The organism is Streptomyces thermospinosisporus (genome assembly GCF_039526425.1).
In the GTDB taxonomy this organism is placed as follows: domain Bacteria; phylum Actinomycetota; class Actinomycetes; order Streptomycetales; family Streptomycetaceae; genus Streptomyces; species Streptomyces thermocarboxydovorans.
This window is the reverse complement of the sequence record NZ_BAAAIZ010000043.1, coordinates 14,067-32,272: the sequence shown is the minus strand read 5'-3', so window position 1 is coordinate 32,272 and position 18,206 is coordinate 14,067. Positions and strand designations below refer to the sequence as shown.

The following is an 18,206-nucleotide window of genomic DNA, read 5'->3' as shown; positions in this document are numbered from 1 at the left end:
CCTTGGCCGGAACCGCCCCTTTCGCGTGCTCGGAACCGTCCCTTTCGCGTGTCCGGAAGCGCCGCTCTCGGAGTGCTCGGCACCGCCCCTCCCGGTGCTCAGACGAAGCTGCGGGTCGGGAGCGGCCTGCCGTACCAGCGTTCGATGAGGCGGGCGGCGATGGAGATGCCGTAGGGCGGGAGGACCTCGCCGGACTCGAAGGCGGCGGTCAGGTCGTCGCGGGAGAACCAGCGGGCCTCGTGGATCTCGTCCCCGTCGACGCTGATCTCCGTGGAGGTGGCCCGGGCGAAGAAGCCCAGCATCAGGCTGGACGGGAAGGGCCAGGGCTGGCTGGCGATGTACTGGACCTCGCCGACGCTGATGCCGACCTCCTCGTGCACCTCGCGCCGCACCGACTGCTCGATGGACTCGCCGGGCTCCACGAAGCCGGCGAGCGTCGAGAAGCGGCCCTCGGGCCAGTGGACCTGGCGGCCCAGCAGGATGCGGTCGTCCTGGTCGGTGACCGCCATGATCACGGCCGGGTCGGTGCGGGGGTAGTGCTCGGCGCCGCAGGCCGTGCAGCGGCGGATGTGACCGGCCGCGGCGATCACGGTGCGCTCGCCGCAGCGGGAGCAGAAGCGGTGGGTGCGCTGCCAGTTCTCCAGCCCGACGGCGTGCACCATCAGCGCGGCGTCCCTGGGGGACAGCAGCAGGCCCGCCTCGCGCAGGCCGGCGGGACGCGCCGACTGGTCCATGCGGCCGGGCAGGGAGTCCTTCTGGAGGGCGAAGTAGGCGACGCCGTCCTCGTCGATGCCGAGGAAGTAGCGGTGCGCCTCGGTGAGCGGGGCCTCGAAGGAGGGCGTCATGACGAGCTCGGTACGGCCGTCGGGCGTCTCGTCGATGAGCACCTGGCCGCCGGAGACCACGAAGCAGCGCGTCGAGGGGTGGCTCCACGCCGCCGCGAGCCATGCCTCGTCGAGCCGGTGGTGCGCGGCGCGGTCGATGCCGCTGGGCGCGGTGAGCGAGATGGGGCGGTCGGCGGTGTGGTCGGTCCAGGTGGTCACGGGTGCTTCCAACTCCCCCAGTGGAACGGATCGGGTCGGCGGGCGGTTCGGCGGACGTGGGGCGGGAGGCGACCGGTCCGGCGGCGCTTCCGGCCGGTGGGCGGGGTTCTTCCAGTGTGCCCCGGCCGGGTGGCCGGTCCGGACCCGCCCGTCGGCGGGCCGGGCCCGGGGCCGCTCGGTTCTTCAGGGGGCGTGCCGCCAGTGCTCGGCGAGGTCGCCCCACAGGTGGGCGGAGGTCTCGACGCCCTTGAGCAGAAGATCGAGCTCGACCTTCTCGTTGGGGGCGTGCCAGCCGTCGGACGGGACGGAGATGCCGAGGAAGAGCACGGGGGCGCCGAGCACGTCCTGGAGGTCGGCGGCCGGGCCGGAGCCGCCCTCGCGGGTGAAGCGGACGGGTTTGCCGAAGGCCCTGCCCATCGCTCGGACCACGGACTGCAGCGCCGGGTGGTCCAGCGGGGTCAGGCACGGGCGGGTGGCGGAGCTGAAGCCGATCTCGCAGCGGATGCCGTCGGGCACCTGGGCCCGGGCCCAGTCGCCGACGATCTTCTCGATGTGCGCCGGGTCCTGGCCGGCCACCAGCCGGAACGACAGCTTCACCATGGCGGAGGACGGGATGATCGTCTTGCTGCCGGCGCCCTGGTAGCCGCCGCCGATGCCGTTGACCTCGGCGGTCGGGCGGGCCCAGATGCGCTCCAGGGTGCTGTAGCCGGCCTCCCCCGCGGTGCCGTGGGACTTGGCCGTGGCCAGCCACCGCTCCTCGTCGAAGGGCAGCTCGGCGAAGAGCTCCCGCTCGCGGTCGGTGAGTTCGATCACGCCGTCGTAGAAGCCGGGGATCGCCACGCGCCCGTTCTCGTCGTGCAGGGCGGCGACCAGGCGGCCGATTGCGGTGGCGGGGTTGGGCACGGCGCCGCCGAAGGACCCGGAGTGGATGTCCTGGTCGGGGCCGTACAGCCGTATCTCGCACTCGGCGAGGCCGCGCATCCCGGTGCACACGGTGGGGGTGTCCTCGGACCACATCCCGGTGTCGGAAACGATCACGGCGTCGGCGGCGAGCCGCTCGGCGTGCTGCTCGACCAGCGCCCGGAAGTGCGGCGAGCCGGACTCCTCCTCGCCCTCGATCAGCAGCTTCAGGTTGACGGCCGGGGTGGTGCGGCCGGTGGTGGCGAGGTGGGCGCGGACGCCGAGGAGGTGGAAGAACACCTGCCCCTTGTCATCGGCCGCCCCGCGCGCGTACAGGCGGTTCCCCTTGACCACCGGTTCGAACGGCTCGCTGTCCCAGCCGTCCGCGCGGGCGGCGGGCTGCACGTCGTGGTGGCCGTAGACCAGCACCGTGGGTGCGCCGGGGTCGGCGGAGGGCCACTCGGCGTAGACGGCCGGGGCACCCGGGGTCGGCCAGACCTCGGCGGTCGAGAACCCGGTCTCCTTGAGCTTGGCGGCGAGCCACTCGGCGCTGCGGTGCACGTCGGCGGCGTGTTCGGGCTGGGCCGACACGGAGGGGATGCGCAGCCATGCGGCGAGGTCGTCGAGGAAGGCGGCGCGGTGCTGATCGATGTATGCACGGACGGCGTCGACGGCACTGTCAACGGGCTGGCTCATGCCCCCGAGCCTATCGGCCCGCGGGGGCGTCCTCGGCGTGCGGTATCTCACCGGACGGCTCCCCGAGCAGCAGCCGCTCCAGCCCGGCGCGGTCCGGCAGCCCCTCGGGGCGGACCACCTCGCCGGTGCGCACGTACAGGAACGCGGCCGTGACGTTCTCCAGGGGTACGCCCTGCTGCTCGGCCCAGGCGAGCCGGTAGACGGCGAGCTGGAGCGGGTCGGCCGTGGGGGCGCGGTTGGTCTTCCAGTCGACGATCTCGTACGTGGCCTGTTCGCCCTCGCCCTCCCCGGTCCGGTAGACGGCGTCGATGCGGCCCCGCACCACGCGCCCGGCGAGGCTGAGCTGGAACGGGGCCTCCACGCGGTAGGGCGTGCGGCGGGCGTACTCGGTGCGCTCGAAGGCTTCCTTGAGCGCCTCGAGATCGCGTTCGTCGGCGATCTCCGCCTCGCTGCCGGGCAGCTCCTCCGGCTCCAGCATGGGCAGGGTCAGCTCCTCGAAGCGGGACTCGACCCAGGCGTGGAAGCGTGTGCCCCGGCGGGCGGCGGGCTGCGGCGGGCGGGGCATGGGGCGGGCCAGCTCCTTGGCGAAGCCGTCCGGGTCGGCGGCCAGCCGCAGCAGCTCGGAGGCGGTGAGCGAGGCCGGCAGCTGCACCTCGGTGACGCTCTGGCGGGCGCGCAGCAGCTCCCCGGTGAGGGCGTCGAGGTCGCGGTCCCAGGAGGCGACGGTGCGGGCTTCCTCCGGGGTGAGGCGGCTGTCGGCGGGCTCCGCGGGGTGCGAGGTGCGGAGCTGTGCGGGCCCCGGCGCGCGGGTGCGGCCGCTGTCTTCCGGGGCTGTGGTCTGGCGCGGGATGGTGGGGCGGTCCGGGGCGGTGGGCCGGTCGAGGCGGTCCGAGGGGTCCGGCAGGTGGTGGTCGCGGTCCTCGGCGAGCGTGCCGCTGGTTTCGGCGAACGACTCGCCCTCCCCGGGGAACGGGTCCTCGTCCCCAAGGGACGGATCGTCCTCCCTGGAGAACGGATCCTCGTCCCCAAGGAACGGATCGTCGTCCCCGGAGAACGGATCCTCGTCCTCCGGCAGGAGCTCCCCGTGCTCCGGCAGGAGCTCCCCGTGCTCCGGCAGGAGCTCCTCGTCGTCCGGCGGAGGGGGCCAGTCCGGGTCCTCGTAGGTGTCCGGGTATGTGTGCGGCTCGGGCGCGGCCGCCGGGTGGCCGTTCTCGCGGGCGGCGAGTGCGTCGAGGTGGGCGAGGACGGTCTCGGCTGCGGCCCGGCGACGGGCGAGGGCGGCGTCGTCCAGGGGCAGGGGCCACATCTGGTCGCCGGCGGGCCGGTGCAGGCTCGGGTTCTCCTCGTCCTCGGCCGGCTTCTCCGCCCACGCCTCGATCTCGCCGTACCCGGCGGCGCAGTGGTCGTGGAGGGCCAGCAGGAACTCGGAGGGGCCGCGCGGCTTCTTCTGCGAGGGACCCCACCAGTGGCCGGACCCGAGGAGCAGGGAGCGGGGCCGGGTGAAGGTGACGTAGCCGAGGCGCAGCTCCTCGGTGTGCTGGTGCTCCTTCATCGCCGCGTGGAAGGCCTTCATGCCGCGGGCGTCCCAGGAGGTGACGTCGGGCAGGGTGGCCGCGTCGCCGCGCAGCCGGTGCGGCAGCACCTTGCCCTGGGCGGTCCACTTCTCCCGGCCCTGGCTGCTGGGGAAGGTGCCCTTGACCAGGCCGGGGACGGCGACGACGTCCCACTCCAGGCCCTTGGACTTGTGCGCGGTGAGCACCTTGACGGTGTTCTCGCCGCCGGGCAGCGCGTTGTCCAGACCCTTCTCGTACTGGGCGGCGGTGCGCAGGAAGCCGAGGAAGGCGAGCAGGGTCGCCTCGCCGTCGCCGGCGGCGAAGGAGGCGGCGATGTCGAGGAAGTTGGCCAGGGTCTCGCGGCGGCGGGCGGCGAGCGCGTGCGGGGACGCCGACAGTTCGACCTCGAGGCCGGTGACGGCGAGCACACGGTGCAGGACGTCCATGAGCGGGTCGGCCAGGGAGCGGCGCAGATCGCGCAGTTCGGCGGCGAGGCGGGCGAAGCGCACCCGCGCGTCGGGCGAGAAGGGCAGCCCGTCGTCGCCTCCGTCGCCGTCCAGCGGGGTCTCCAGGAAGGTGTCGAGGGCGTCGGCGAGCGAGATCACCTCGGCCGGGTCGACTCCTTCGACGGCCTCGGCGAGCCGCCGGTCGGGGTCGTCGTCGCCCTCCACGCGCGCATGCGACACCAGCAGCCGGGCGCGGCGACCCAGCAGGGCCAGGTCGCGGGGGCCGATGCGCCAGCGCGGCCCGGTCAGCAGCCGGACCAGGGAGGCGTTGGCGCCCGGGTCCTGCAGCACCTCGCAGACGGCGACCAGGTCGGCGATCTCCGGCAGGTGCAGCAGGCCGGACAGGCCCACGACCTCCACGGGCACGTCCCGGGCGACCAGGGCGGCCTGGATGTCGGCGAAGTCGGTGGCGGTGCGGCACAGCACGGCGATCTCGCCGGGCGGCTTCCCGGTGCGCACCAGGTGGGCGATGGAGTCGGCCATCCACTCCAGCTCCTCGGCGTGGGTGCGCAGCAGGGCGCAGCGGACCATGCCGTCGCGTTCGGCGCCGGGGGCCGGGCGCAGGGCCTCCACCCCGGCGTGCAGCTCGCGCAGCGGTTCGGCGAGGCCGTTGGCGAGGTCCAGCAGGCGTCCGCCGCTGCGGCGGTTCTCGCTGAGCGACTGGCGGGTGGCCGGGCGTCCGTCGGCGTGCGGGAAGTGCTCGGGGAAGTCGTCGAGGTTGGCGACGGAGGCGCCGCGCCAGCCGTAGATCGCCTGGCAGGGGTCGCCGACCGCGGTGACGGGGTGGCCGGTGCCGCCGCCGAACAGCCCGGCGAGCAGGACGCGCTGGGCGACGGAGGTGTCCTGGTACTCGTCGAGGAGCACCACCCGGAACTCGTCGCGCAGGATGCGGCCGACCTCCGGGATGGCGGCGAGCCGGGCGGACAGGGCGATCTGGTCGCCGAAGTCGAGCAGGTCGCGTTCGCGTTTGGCGGCGCGGTAGCGCAGCACCAGGTCCGCCAGTTCGCGCCGGGCGGCGGCGGCTTCGGGGACCTTGCGCAGGTCGGCGTTGGTGAGCTTGAGCCGGCTCAGGGTGGACAGCAGCTCGGTGTCGTGGGCGCGCAAGTCCTCGGGGCGCACCAGGTGTTCGGAGAGCTCGGCGTCCAGGGCGAGCAGGTCTCCGACGAGGTCGGCGAAGGAGCGGGTGAGGGCCGGGTAGGGGCCGGGTGCCTCGCGCAGCACCCGGGCGGCGAGCTGGTAGCGGGTGGCGTCGGCGAGCAGCCGGGAGCTGGGCTCCAGCCCGATGCGCAGTCCGTGGTCGGTCAGCAGGCGGCCCGCGAAGGCGTGGTACGTGGAGATCTCGGGCTCGCCCGGCGGGTTGTCCGGGTCGATGGCGTCGGGGTCGGTGACGCCGGCCTTGATCAGTGCCTTGCGGACGCGTTCGGCGAGTTCACCGGCGGCCTTGTTGGTGAAGGTGAGGCCGAGCACCTGCTCGGGGGCGACCTGGCCGGTGCCGACCAGCCAGACCACGCGCGCCGCCATCACCGTCGTCTTGCCGGAGCCGGCTCCGGCCACGATCACCTGCGGGGCGGGCGGCGCGGTGATGCAGGCCGTCTGCTCCGGGGTGAACGGGATGCCGAGGAGCTCCTTGAGCTGCTCGGGATCGGTGATACGTGCGGGCACATCGAGGAAGGCTAGCGGCGGCCACTGACAACGGATGACGGGCAGGTGCGGGCGCCGGCAGCGGGGAGCCCCGTGCGCCGGCAGCGGGGAGCCGTGCGCCGGCAGCGGGGAGCCCCGTGCGCCGGCAGCGGGGAGCCCCGTGCGCCGGCAGCGTGCGCCCCCTGCGCAGAGTCCGCGAGCCGCCCCTCACTCCACCACGAACCTCGGAGCCGCCCTACTCCACCACGTGCCGCCCCTCCGGCCGGGCGCTGCACGAGGCGCGGAAGGCGCAGCGCGTGCAGTGCTGGCCCGCGCTCGGGGTGAACCGCTCGTCGAGCACCTTCCCGGCGGCGGTGGCCAGCAGCTCGCCGACCCACTCCCCCTCCAGCGGCTGCTGCGCCTGCACCTTGGGCAGGGTCTCGCCGCCGTCCCGCTGGGCGGCTCCCTGCCGCAGCTGGACCAGTTCGGCGCCGCCCGGCTCGGGACGCACCCCGTCGAAGGCGTCGTCGACGGCGCCCTCGCGGACGGCGAGCTGGTAGACGGCGAGCTGCGGATGCCGCTCGACCTCCTTGGCCGTGGGCGCCTGCTTGCCGGTCTTGAAGTCGACGACGTAGGCGCGGCCCTCGCCGTCGGCCTCCACGCGGTCCATCTGGCCGCGGATGCGGACCTGGTAGTCGCCGGCCTCCAGGGTGACGTCGAAGTCGTGCTCGCTGGCCACCGGGGTGCGTCCGGGGCGCAGGCGGTTGGAGTCGACGTGCCACTTCAGGAAGCGTTCCAGCGCCACCCGGGCGTTCTCCTTCTCCTGCGCCGACTTCCACGGCGCGTCGAAGGCGAGGGCGTTCCACACGGAGTCGAGGCGCTCCATGAGTACGTCGAGGTCCGCCGGGGTGCGTCCGGAGGCCACCTCGTCGGCGAGGACGTGCACCACGTTGCCGAAGCCCTGGGCGGCCGTGGCGGGGGCGTCGGCCTTCACCTCGCGGCCCAGGAACCACTGCAGGGCACAGGTGTTGGCGAGCTGGTCGAGGGCACTGCCGGAGAGCACCACGGGCTGGTCGCGGTCGCGCAGCGGCACCTTGGACTCCGTCTGCTCGAACATGCCCCACCACCGGTAGGGGTGGGCGGCCGGCACCAGCGGGCGGCCGTCCTCGTCGGTGAGTGCGGCGAGCCGGGCAAGGCGCTGTGCGGCGGCCTGACGGAGCGCGTCGGAGACCCGTGGGTCCACGGTGGTGGCGCGCAGCTCGGCGACGAGCGCCGCCACGGACAGCGGGCGGCGCGGGCGGCCGGTGACGTCCCTGGGTTCGACGCCGAGCTCGGTGAGGAAGCGGGAGGGCTGGTCGCCGTCGTCGGCCGGTGCCTTCACCGCGGTCACCACCAGCCGGTCCCGGGCACGGGTGGCGGCCACGTAGAACAGGCGGCGCTCCTCGGCGAGCAGCGCGCCGGGGGTGAGGGGTTCGGCGAGGCCGTCGCGGCCGATGCGGTCGGCCTCCAGCAGGGAGCCGCGGCGGCGCAGGTCCGGCCACAGCCCCTCCTGCACGCCCGCCACCACGACCAGCCGCCACTCCAGCCCCTTGGAGCGGTGCGCGGTCATCAGGCGTACGGCGTCGGGGCGGGCGGCGCGGCGGGTGAGGGTGTCGGCGGCGATGTCCTCGGCCTCGATCTCCTCGAGGAAGTTCAGGGCGCCGCGGCCCCCGGTGCGCTCCTCGGCGCGGGCGGCGGTGGCGAACAGCGCGCAGACGGCGTCGAGGTCCCGGTCGGCGTTGCGTCCGGCCGCGCCGCCGCGCCGGGCGGCGCGCTCCAGGCGCTGCGGCCAGGGCGTGCCGCTCCACAGCTCCCACAGGACCTCCTCGGCGGTGCCCCCGCCGGCCAGGCACTCACGTGCCTTGCGCAGCAGCGCGCCCAGGCGCTGCGCCCCCCGCGCGTACGCCGGGTCGTGCACGGCCAGCCGCTCGGGCTCGGCGAGCGCCCGCGCGAGCAACTCGTCCGACGGCGGCGGCAACGGGTTGCCCGCGGCCCGCTCCTCCTCCCGCAGCGCGCGCCCGAGGCGCCGCAGATCGGCGGTGTCCATCCCGGCGAGCGGCGAGGTGAGCAGCGTGAGCGCGGTCTCGGTGTCCAGCCAGCAGGCCTCCTCGCCTCCGCCGCGCTCCGCGACACCGGGCTCGGAGTCCCCGGACCCCGCATGGCCGGACTCCGGGCCGCCGGACTCCACGCCACCGGCACCCGGCCCGCCGGCCTCAGCACCACCGTCACCCGACCCGCCGGACTCCGCCTCGCCGCGCTCGTGATCACCGGACGCCGTCTCACCGACGCTCGGACCGCCGCGCTCCGCGGCCCCCGGCCCGTAATGCCCCGACACCGCACCAGCCGACACCGGACCACCGGCTCCGGCTCCGGCTCCGGCTCCGGCTCCGGCTCCCACACCACCGGCAGCCAGGTCACCTGGCTCCCCGCCACCGGCACGCGGCCCGCCGACCTCAGCACCACCGTCACCCGACCCGCCGGACTCCGCCTCGCCGCGCTCGTGATCACCGGACGCCGTCTCACCGACGCTCGGACCGCCGCGCTCCGCGGCCCCCGGCCCGTAATGCCCCGACACCGCACCAGCCGACACCGGACCACCGGCTCCGGCTCCGGCTCCGGCTCCGGCTCCCACACCACCGGCAGCCAGGTCACCTGGCTCCCCGCCACCGGCACCCGGCCCGCCGGCCTCAGCACCATCAGCACCCGACCCGCCGGACTCCCCGTCACCGGATGCCAGACCGGCGCTCTCCGACCCCGCACTCCCCCGGCCACCGGTCTCCGGAGCACCCTCCGTGCCCGCCGCGTCCCCCGCGACCCCCGCGCCCCCGGCGTCCCTGCGCCGTACCTCCGCCGTGGCGACCGCGCGCAGTGCCGTCAGCAGTGGGGCCACCGCCGGCTCGTGGCGCAGGGGTACGTCGTCGCCGTCGACGTCGACGGGGACGCCGGCCGAGGTGAGGGCGCGGCGGAGTGTGGGCAGGGTGCGCGCGCCGGCGCGGACCAGGACGGCCATCTCGCTCCACGGGACGCCGTCCTCCAGGTGGGCGCGGCGCAGGATGTCGGCGATGTTGTCCAGCTCGGTGCCGGGCGTCGGGTAGGTGTACACCTCGACCCGGCCGCCGTCGCGCGCCGCGGTGAGCTCGCGGTGGGCGCGGACCTTGTCGGCGGGCAGCCGCGGCAGCGGCATGCGCTGGGTGATCAGACGGGTGGCGGCCAGCAGCGCCGCGCCGGAGCGGCGGGAGGTGCGCAGCACCTCGACCGGGGCCGGCCGGCCGTCGGCCCGGCGGAAGGCGTGCGGGAAGTCGAGGATGCCGTTCACGTCGGCGCCCCGGAAGGCGTAGATCGACTGGTCGGGGTCGCCGAAGGCGACCAGGGTGCGGCCGCCGCCGGCCAGGGCGTGCAGCAGCCGTACCTGGGCGGGGTCGGTGTCCTGGTACTCGTCGACGTACACGGCGTCGTACTGCTCGACGAGCCGGGCGGCGACCTCGGGGCGGCGGGCGAGCAGCACCGCGCGGTGGACGAGCTCGGCGTAGTCGAGGACGCCCTGGAGGTCGAGGACGTCGAGGTACTCGGCGAGGAAGGCGGAGGCGGCCCGCCAGTCGGGGCGCCCGATGCGGCGGGCGAAGGCTTCCAGCTCCCGGGGCCCGAGCCCCAGTTCGCGGCTGCGGGCGAGCACCGCGCGGACCTCGTCGGCGAAGCCGCGGGTGGTCAGGCAGGCGCGCAGCTCGTCCGGCCAGCGCACATGCGCGAGGCCGAGCTTCTCCAGGTCGGCCTGCCCGGCCAGCAGCTCGCGGACGGTGACGTCCTGCTCGGGGCCGGACAGCAGCCGCAGCGGCTCCACGAAGAGGTCGCTGTCCTGGTGGGCGCGGACCAGGGCGTAGCAGAACGAGTGGAAGGTGGTCGCCTGCGGGGCGCGTGCGGCGCCTGTGCGCAGCGCCAGGCGGTCGCGCAGTTCCACCGCCGCGCGCCGGCTGAAGGTGAGCACCAGGATGCGTTCGGGGTCCTGGCCGCGGGCGACGCGGGCGGCGACGGACTCGACGAGCGTGGTGGTCTTCCCGGTGCCCGGACCGGCGAGGACCAGCAGCGGACCGGAGTCGTGGTCAACCACGGAGCGCTGTGCGGCGTCCAGTGGAGGGGGATTCACGCGAGCCGGCGGGGTACGCACCAGCCGATAGGCGCCACGGCTCCCCCGGCGCACCCGGGGGTGCGGCAGGTCGCTGGTGGAGGAAGAGGAGCTCACGTGGTTCGCCGGTCCTGGTGGTTGTGCTGGGTGTCCCGCGCGGTGCGGGCGGTGGCCGCGGGATGAGGGGGACGCGTGCAGCCGACGCTACGCCGGTGGAGACCCCGGAAGCAGGGCTTCCGCTTCTTCCCGCCAGGCACGCGCGCCACCCGCGTCCCTCGCCTCACGAACGTACGTCATGGCACGGACGTGCCCTTCTTCCCCCGTACGGATCACAGGCCACACGGCGCGGCGCCGGATGCCGGAAGCTGTCAGGTGTGACCCTCCGTGTGTCCGCCGCCGTCCCACCGCGCGCGTCTCATGTCGAGGCGCGGGAGGTGGCCCTCGGCGGCCCGGCTCGCCGCCTTCAGCGGCGTGCCCTCCGCGCGGTAGTGGGCCAGGGCCCGCAGTTCGTGCCCCGGCAGCAGGACGCCGTCCGCGCGGACGACCCGCCACCAGGGGACGGCGCCGCCGTACAGGGACATCACCCGCCCCACCTGGCGCGGGCCGCCCTCCCCCAGCCACTCGGCCACGTCCCCGTACGTCATGACACGGCCCGGAGGGATCAGCTCGGCCACCTCGAGGACGCGTTCCACGTACGGCGGCAGAGCGTCACCGGCACGGGCCTCCCCGGCACCGGCGGCACCGGCGTGGGCCCGACCGGCCGCATCCGCGCGGGCTTCCCCCGCACCGGCGGCATCCGCGCGGGCCTGACCGGCGCCCTCGCTCCCGGTGCCGGCAGTGGTGTCCGGCAGTCGGCTCTCCTGACTCATCCGGCCCATCCTGCACCACGCCACCGACAACGCGACGCGCACGGGCGCACGCGAGTGTCTCGCCCCGGGGCGGCGCTTCCGGCAGACTGTGCGGCCCGCATATGGACCCTGATGCCCCCTTGTACCGGTACGGCATGCCACCATCGTGCGGGCGGTGACTGGTGATACGAGACCAAGAAGAGACGATGAAGCAGCAGGGTGCGCACCCCGAGGGCACGGAGGGCACCTCTGACGCTTCGTCGCGCCCGGAGACCCGCCCGGAGACCCCGGACACCGGCCCGACGGGCGGCAGCAGGCCGGGCGATCCGCAGCACGGTGACAAGTCGGGCAAGTCGAGCGAGTCACGCGAATCCGGTAAGAACACCCGGCGTGAGGCGGCAAAGAAGCAGGACGCGCCCGACATTTCTGACACGGTGCACATCGACGAGGTCGAGGGCGACGAGCCGCTGCTCCCGGCCCGCGTGCACCGCCCGTCCGACCTCATGCGCCTGCTGGTGGGCATCCTGGCCGTCGGCGTGCTGCTGGCGATCGCCGCGTTCGCCCACGGCACCACGGCCGGCCTGGAGCAGGACATCAACAAGGGCACCGGACAGGCGCCCGACCTGCTCATCAAGATCGCGGGACTGGCCTCCAGCATCGCGATCCTGCTGGTGCCGGTGGCGTTCGCCATCGAGCGGCTGATCAAACGCGACGGCCTGCGGATCGCCGACGGCGTGCTCGCGGCCGTCCTGGCGCACGGGGTGACCCTCGCCACCGATCTGTGGGTGGCACGGGCCGCCCCCGACTCCATCCAGGAGGCGCTCACCCAGCCCTCCCCCGGTGACGTCAACGCCCTGACCGATCCCGTGCACGGCTATCTCGCCCCGGTGATCGCGTACATGACGGCCGTCGGGATGTCCCGCAGACCCCGGTGGCGCGCGGTGCTGTGGGTGGTGCTGCTGCTCGACGCCTTCTCCATGCTGGTCGCGGGGTACACCACCCCGTTCTCGATCATCCTCACCGTCCTGATCGGCTGGACCGTCGCCTATGGCACGCTCTACGCCGTCGGCTCGCCCAATGTGCGTCCCACCGGGCGGACCCTGATGGCGGGCCTGCGCACGGTGGGCTTCCGCCCGGTGACCGCCTCCCGGGTGGAGTCCGCGGAGTCCCCCGAGGCCGGCGACCGGGGCCGCCGCTACTTCGTCACCCTGGAGGACGGCCCGCCGCTGGACGTGACGGTGGTGGACCGCGAGCAGCAGGCCCAGGGCTTCTTCTACCGGGCGTGGCGCAACCTCACCCTGCGCGGCTTCGCCACCCGCCGCAGCCTCCCCTCGCTGCGCCAGGCGCTGGAGCAGGAGGCGCTGCTGGCCTACGCGGCGATCGCGGCCGGGGCCAACGCGCCCAAGCTGATCGCGACCTCGGAGCTCGGCCCCGACGCGGTCATGCTCGTCTACGAGCACATCGGCGGACGCACCCTCGACACGCTGTCCGACGAGGAGATCACCGACGAGCTGCTGCGCGACACCTGGCTCCAGGTGCGGGCGCTGCAGTCGCGCCGCATCGCGCACCGCAGGCTGGTGGGCGAGGCGATCCTGGTGGATCGTTCCGGCAAGGTGTTCCTCACCGATCTGCGGGCCGGTGAGATCGCGGCCGGCGAGCTGCTGCTGCGCATGGACATCGCCCAGCTGCTGGTGACGCTCGGCCTGCGGGTGGGCGCCGAGCGCGCGGTGAACTCGGCGGTGAGCGTGCTCGGACCGGACGCCGTGGCGGACTGCCTGCCCATGCTCCAGCCGATCGCGCTGAGCCGCTCCACCCGCGCCACCCTGCGCAAGCTGGCCCGGGAGCGCGCGGAACGCGAACGCGAGGCGGTGCTGGAGGCGTCCCGGCAGGCCAAGCAGCTGCGCGCCGAGCAGTCCGCGGGCACCCCGCCCGGCAAGCCCGGCAAGCCCGGCAAGCCCGGCAAGAAGGCCACGCGGGCCGAGCAGCGGGCCGAGAAGCGGGCGCTGGACGAGGCCCTGGAGGAAGCGCGCGAGGAGGATCTGCTCACCCAGATCCGGCACCAGGTGCTGCGGATCAGACCCCAGGCGCCGGTGGAGCCGGCCCGTCTGGAGCGGGTGCGTCCGCGCACGCTGATCAGCTTCATCGCCGGAGCCATCGGCGCGTACTTCCTGCTCACCCAGCTCACCCACATCGAGTTCGGGCCGCTGATCGCCAACGCGGACTGGCGCTGGGTGATCGCGGCGGTGCTGTTCTCGGCGGCCACCTACTTCGCGGCGGCCCTGGCGCTGCTGGGGTTCGTGCCGGAGCGGGTGCCTTTCCTGCGCACCGTGGCCGCCCAGGTGGCCGGCTCCTTCGTGAAGATCGTCGCCCCGGCGGCGGTGGGCGGCGTGGCGCTGAACACCAGGTTCCTCCAGCGGGCGGGGGTGCGGCCGGGCCTCGCGGTGGCCAGCGTCGGCGCCTCGCAGCTGTTCGGGCTCGGCTGTCACGTCCTGATGCTGCTGGCCTTCGGCTATCTGACCGGCACCGAGAAGACGCCCTCGCTGTCGCCGTCCCGCACGGTCATCGCGGGCCTGCTGACGGTGGCGGTGCTGATGCTGGTGGTGACCTCGGTGCCGTTCCTGCGGAAGTTCGTCGTCACCCGGGTGCGCTCGCTCTTCGCGGGTGTGGTGCCGCGCATGCTGGACGTGCTGCAGCGGCCGCAGAAGCTGATCACCGGCATCGGCGGCATGCTGCTGCTGACCGCCTGCTTCGTGCTCTGCCTGGACGCCTCGGTCCGCGCCTTCGGCGACGAGTCGACCTCCATCAGCATCGCCAGCGTCGCCGTGGTCTTCCTCGCGGGCAACGCGCTGGGCTCCGCGGCGCCGACCCCCGGCGGTGTGGGCGCGGTCGAGGTGACCCTCACCGTCGGTCTGATCGCCGTGGGTCTCCCGCAGGCGGTGGCCACCCCGGCCGTGCTGCTGTTCCGGCTGCTGACGCTGTGGCTGCCGGTGCTGCCGGGCTGGCTCGCCTTCAACCACCTCACCCGCAAGGAAGCGCTGTAGCCCTCGCCTGCTCGGAAGCGCTGCGGGCGTCACCGGCTCGCAAGCGCCGAAGCGCTGCCGCCGCAGCGGTCCCCGGGGCCGTTTCGCCCGGACGGCCGGTGCCCCGCGCCTACCGCCGGGTACGGCCCCAGGATGGGGTCATGCCCAAGTCCTTCCGTGCGCGCGCCGCGGCCCTGACCGCCTCCGCCCTGCTGCTGCCGGCGCTGCTGGCCGGCTGCGGCGAGGACGGCGACCCGGGGCAGGACCTGACGAGTCAGAAGCTCGGCTGGAAGGACTGCCCGGCCCCCTCCGACGCCCAGGGCGGCGGCCCCTCCCCCTCGCCCCTGCCCCGCGGCGGGACCTGGCAGTGCGCCACCATGAAGGCGCCGCTCGACTGGGACGACCCCGAGGGCGACACCATCAATCTGGAGCTGATCCGGGCCAGGTCCAGCGGACCGGAGGACCGGCGCATCGGCTCCCTGATCTTCAACTTCGGCGGACCGGGCGGCTCCGGGGTCCGCACCCTGCCCGCCTTCGGCGAGGAGTACGAGCGTCTGCGCACCCGCTACGACCTGGTGAGCTTCGACCCGCGCGGCGTCGGCCGCAGCGCCCCGGTGCTCTGCCTGAACGACCGGCAGATGGACGCGCACTTCCAGCAGGACGCCACCCCCGACGACAGCGCCGAGCGCACCGAACTGCTGCAGGGCACCAAGTCGTTCAACGCGGCCTGCGAGGACCGGTCCGAGCGGATCCTGCCGCATGTGCGCACCACGGACACCGCCCGCGACCTCGACCTGATGCGGCAGGTCCTGGGCGACGACAAGCTGTACTACTTCGGCATCTCCTACGGGACCGAACTCGGCGGCGTCTACGCGCACCTCTTCCCCGAGAAGGTGGGCCGTGCCGTGTTCGACGCGGTCGTGGACCCCACGCAGGACCCGGAGCAGGGCTCGCTCGGCCAGGCGCGGGGCTTCCAGCGCGCCCTCGACAACTACGCGGAGAACTGCGTCTCGCAGACCGAGGAGTGCCCCGTCGGCGACACCGCCCAGGACGTGAAGGACCGCATCGCCGCCCTGCTGAAGGACCTCGACAGCAAGACCATCCCCGGCATCCCGCCGCGCGAGCTGACCCAGACGGAGGCGATGAACGGGATCGCCCAGGCCCTGTACTCGCAGGAGTTCTGGGAGTTCCTCACCGACGGCCTTGAGCGGGCCTACGACGGCGACGGCACCATCCTGATGGCCCTGTCCGACAGCATGACCGGCCGCAGCGAGAACGGCGAGTACAGCAACTTCGTCCCCGCCAACGTGGCCATCAACTGCGCCGACGACAAACCCCGCTACACCGAGGAGGACGTGGAGCGCAGCCTGCCCCGGTTCCGCGCCGCCTCCGAGCTCTTCGGCGACTACCTGGCCTGGGGCCTGGTCACCTGCACCGACTGGGCGGTGCCCGGAGCCGCCGACCACCCCGATGTCAGCGCGCCCGGCGCCCCGCCGATCCTGGTGATCGGCAACACCGGCGACCCGGCCACCCCCTACGAGGGGACGCGCAGGATGGTGCGGGCGCTCGGTGAGGGAGTCGGCGTCGAGCTCACGTACAAGGGGCAGGGGCACGGCGCCTATGACAGCGGCAACGGGTGCGTGCGGAACGCGGTGCACGGCTATCTGCTGGACGGAAAGGTGCCGCCTGCCGGCACCGTCTGCACCTGATTGCGCCGGTCTGCGCCCGAAGCAGCAGGTCAGAGGGTTGTCCACAGGCTGCCACGGCACGGCCGGGGTGCGCCTACCATGGCCTGACCGCCGTCCGCGGCACGTGCGGAGGGCACCCGAGGGGGGATGTGGCACATGACGCGCTTCGTACGGTGGACGGCTCTCGGGGTCGCCGCCGCGCTTCTGACGGCGGGCTGCAGCGGCTCGTCCGGCGACGACGGGGCCCGCGACGACGACAAGAGGGGCAACTCGGCGCTCGACTGGAAGGAGTGCGAGTCCACCGGTGACGCCCCCGCGCCGGGCGACGAGTGGCAGTGCGCCACGCTCGAGGTGCCGCTGGACTGGTCGAAGCCGGACGGCAAGAAGATCGACCTGGCGCTGATCCGCGCCGAGGCCACCGGCGACGAGCGCCGTGGCTCGCTGGTGTTCAACTTCGGCGGCCCCGGCGGCTCCGGCGTGTCGATGCTGCCGTCCTACGCCGACACGGTCGCGAAGCTGCGCGAGCACTACGACCTGGTGAGCTGGGACCCGCGGGGCGTCGCCGCCAGCGAGGGCGTCCGGTGCCGGGAGGACAAGGACATCCAGGCGGCCGAGGCGAAGGTGGACACCACGCCCGACACCCCGGCCGAGGAGCGTACGTTCCTGTCCGACGCCGCCGACTTCGGCAAGGGCTGCGCCAGGTCGGCGGGCGAGCTGCTGGGCCATGTCTCCACCAGCGACACGGCCCGCGACCTGGACCGCATCCGCCAGGCCGTCGGCGACGACAAGCTGAACTACTTCGGCATCTCCTACGGCACCGAGCTGGGCGGCGTCTACGCGCACCTCTTCCCCGAGAAAGTGGGCCGGATGACCCTCGACGCGGTCGTCGACCCGACCGCCGACATGGTGGGCCACGCCCGCAACCAGACCCTCGGCTTCCAGCGCGCCCTGGACGCCTACCTGAAGTCCACCGGCAAGGACCCCGAGGAGGGCTCCCGCGAGATAGCGGACCTGCTGCGGCGGATCGACGCCGAGCCGCTGCCGACCTCCACCAAGGGCCGCGAGCTCACCCAGTCCCTGGCGCTCACCGGCATCATCCTCCCCCTCTACAGCAAGGACGGCTGGCCGGCCCTGACCAGCGCCCTGCAGGCCGCCGAGGAGGGCGACGGCTCCGAACTCCTCGCCCTGGCCGACGGCTACAACGAGCGCGACGCCTCCGGCCGTTACGGCACCACCACCCACTCCCAGCGCGTCATCTCCTGCCTGGACGACAAGGCGCGGCCGAGCCTCGAGGAGACCAGGAAGCTGCTGCCGGAGTTCGAGAAGATCTCCCCCGTCTTCGGCCCCGCCCTCGGCTGGGACATCGCCGGCTGGTGCCACGACTGGCCGGTCCCCGGCCAGCACGACACCCCCGAGGTGAGCGCCCCGGGCGCCGGCCCCATCCTGGTCATCGGCAACACCGGCGACCCGGCCACCCCCTACGAGGGCGCCCGCCGCATGGCCGACGAACTCGGCAAGAACGTAGGCATAGTCCTCACCTGGAAGGGCGAGGGCCACGGCGCCTACGGCAACGGCAGCGACTGCGTCGACTCCACCGTCAACGCCTACCTGATCGAGGGCACGGTCCCGAAGGACGGGAAGGTCTGTTCCTGACGAAGCCGCGAGGCGCGGTTGCTGCCGCCCCCATGATCACCGCGCCCCGGATTCGTCGGCTGCTCGTGGGTTCCCCTTCTTTCCCGAGAGGAAGGAAGCCGCCCCGACTCCAGCAGTGACCAGCCCCGCGACTGCGGTGATGGTGCTGGGAACGTCGAGTCCTGCCTTTCCACCGCTGCCCCCGGGCAGTTCCGTCTTTGTTTCCGTGACCGTGATGGTCACCACCGCAGGAGCTGACGGGGGTCGAGGCGATCCCTCTTCCGCGGCAGTCGATCCCTCTTCCTCGGTAGGTTCGCTGGAATCGGCGGGACGCGAACCCTCGGGTATATCGCTGGTTGACGTGGCTGCCGCCGAATCCCGTTCCTCACTGGTGGATGGTGTGGGCGGCGGCCTCGTTGATTCGTTCGACGACGTCAAACCTCTGATCAGAACCACGGCCAGCAATGTCAGGCCTACCACCATCAGGGCAGCGCCGGCCCACACTAGGCGTGATCGTCCCACACGGACTCGCCCGGCGTTT

Annotated in this window: 8 protein-coding genes; 3 read left to right on the top strand and 5 right to left on the bottom strand. The window is 73.8% G+C overall.

Annotated features, from left to right (window positions below):
* Positions 1 to 98 precede the first annotated feature (98 nt).
* The 5 genes from nudC to ABD207_RS16685 all read right to left on the bottom strand — a co-directional run bounded on the left by nudC (position 99) and on the right by ABD207_RS16685 (position 11,181).
* Positions 99 to 1,043 carry an NAD(+) diphosphatase gene (nudC, locus tag ABD207_RS16705; protein ID WP_344013792.1) on the bottom strand — a complete coding sequence of 315 codons (945 nt, stop codon included), beginning with the start codon at positions 1,041 to 1,043 and terminating at the stop codon, positions 99 to 101.
* A 183-nt stretch (positions 1,044 to 1,226) separates the two neighbouring features.
* Positions 1,227 to 2,639 (bottom strand): dipeptidase, encoded by a 1,413-nt coding sequence (locus tag ABD207_RS16700; protein WP_344013791.1) that lies wholly within the window; start codon positions 2,637 to 2,639, stop codon positions 1,227 to 1,229.
* 10 nt (positions 2,640 to 2,649) lie between these two features.
* On the bottom strand, positions 2,650 to 6,360 hold the full coding sequence (locus ABD207_RS16695) for a UvrD-helicase domain-containing protein (protein ID WP_344013789.1): 3,711 nt from the start codon (positions 6,358 to 6,360) through the stop codon (positions 2,650 to 2,652).
* Between the two features lie 214 nt (positions 6,361 to 6,574).
* On the bottom strand, positions 6,575 to 10,594 hold the full coding sequence (locus tag ABD207_RS16690; RefSeq protein ID WP_344013787.1) for a UvrD-helicase domain-containing protein: 4,020 nt from the start codon (positions 10,592 to 10,594) through the stop codon (positions 6,575 to 6,577).
* 251 nt (positions 10,595 to 10,845) lie between these two features.
* The gene (locus tag ABD207_RS16685) at positions 10,846 to 11,181 is read right to left on the bottom strand and encodes an MGMT family protein (protein ID WP_344013806.1); all 336 of its coding nucleotides are present in this window, start codon (positions 11,179 to 11,181) and stop codon (positions 10,846 to 10,848) included.
* 350 nt (positions 11,182 to 11,531) lie between these two features.
* Here ABD207_RS16685 and ABD207_RS16680 point away from each other — a divergent pair, with 350 nt between their 5' ends.
* From ABD207_RS16680 to ABD207_RS16670, 3 genes are all read left to right on the top strand, one after another.
* Entirely contained in the window at positions 11,532 to 14,366 is a 2,835-nt protein-coding gene (locus ABD207_RS16680; protein WP_344013786.1) for a lysylphosphatidylglycerol synthase domain-containing protein, read from the top strand.
* A 140-nt stretch (positions 14,367 to 14,506) separates the two neighbouring features.
* On the top strand, positions 14,507 to 16,054 hold the full coding sequence (locus ABD207_RS16675; protein ID WP_344013785.1) for an alpha/beta hydrolase: 1,548 nt from the start codon (positions 14,507 to 14,509) through the stop codon (positions 16,052 to 16,054).
* Positions 16,055 to 16,189: 135 nt separating this feature from the next.
* The gene (locus ABD207_RS16670; protein WP_344013783.1) at positions 16,190 to 17,686 is read left to right on the top strand and encodes an alpha/beta hydrolase; all 1,497 of its coding nucleotides are present in this window, start codon (positions 16,190 to 16,192) and stop codon (positions 17,684 to 17,686) included.
* Positions 17,687 to 18,206 lie beyond the last annotated feature (520 nt).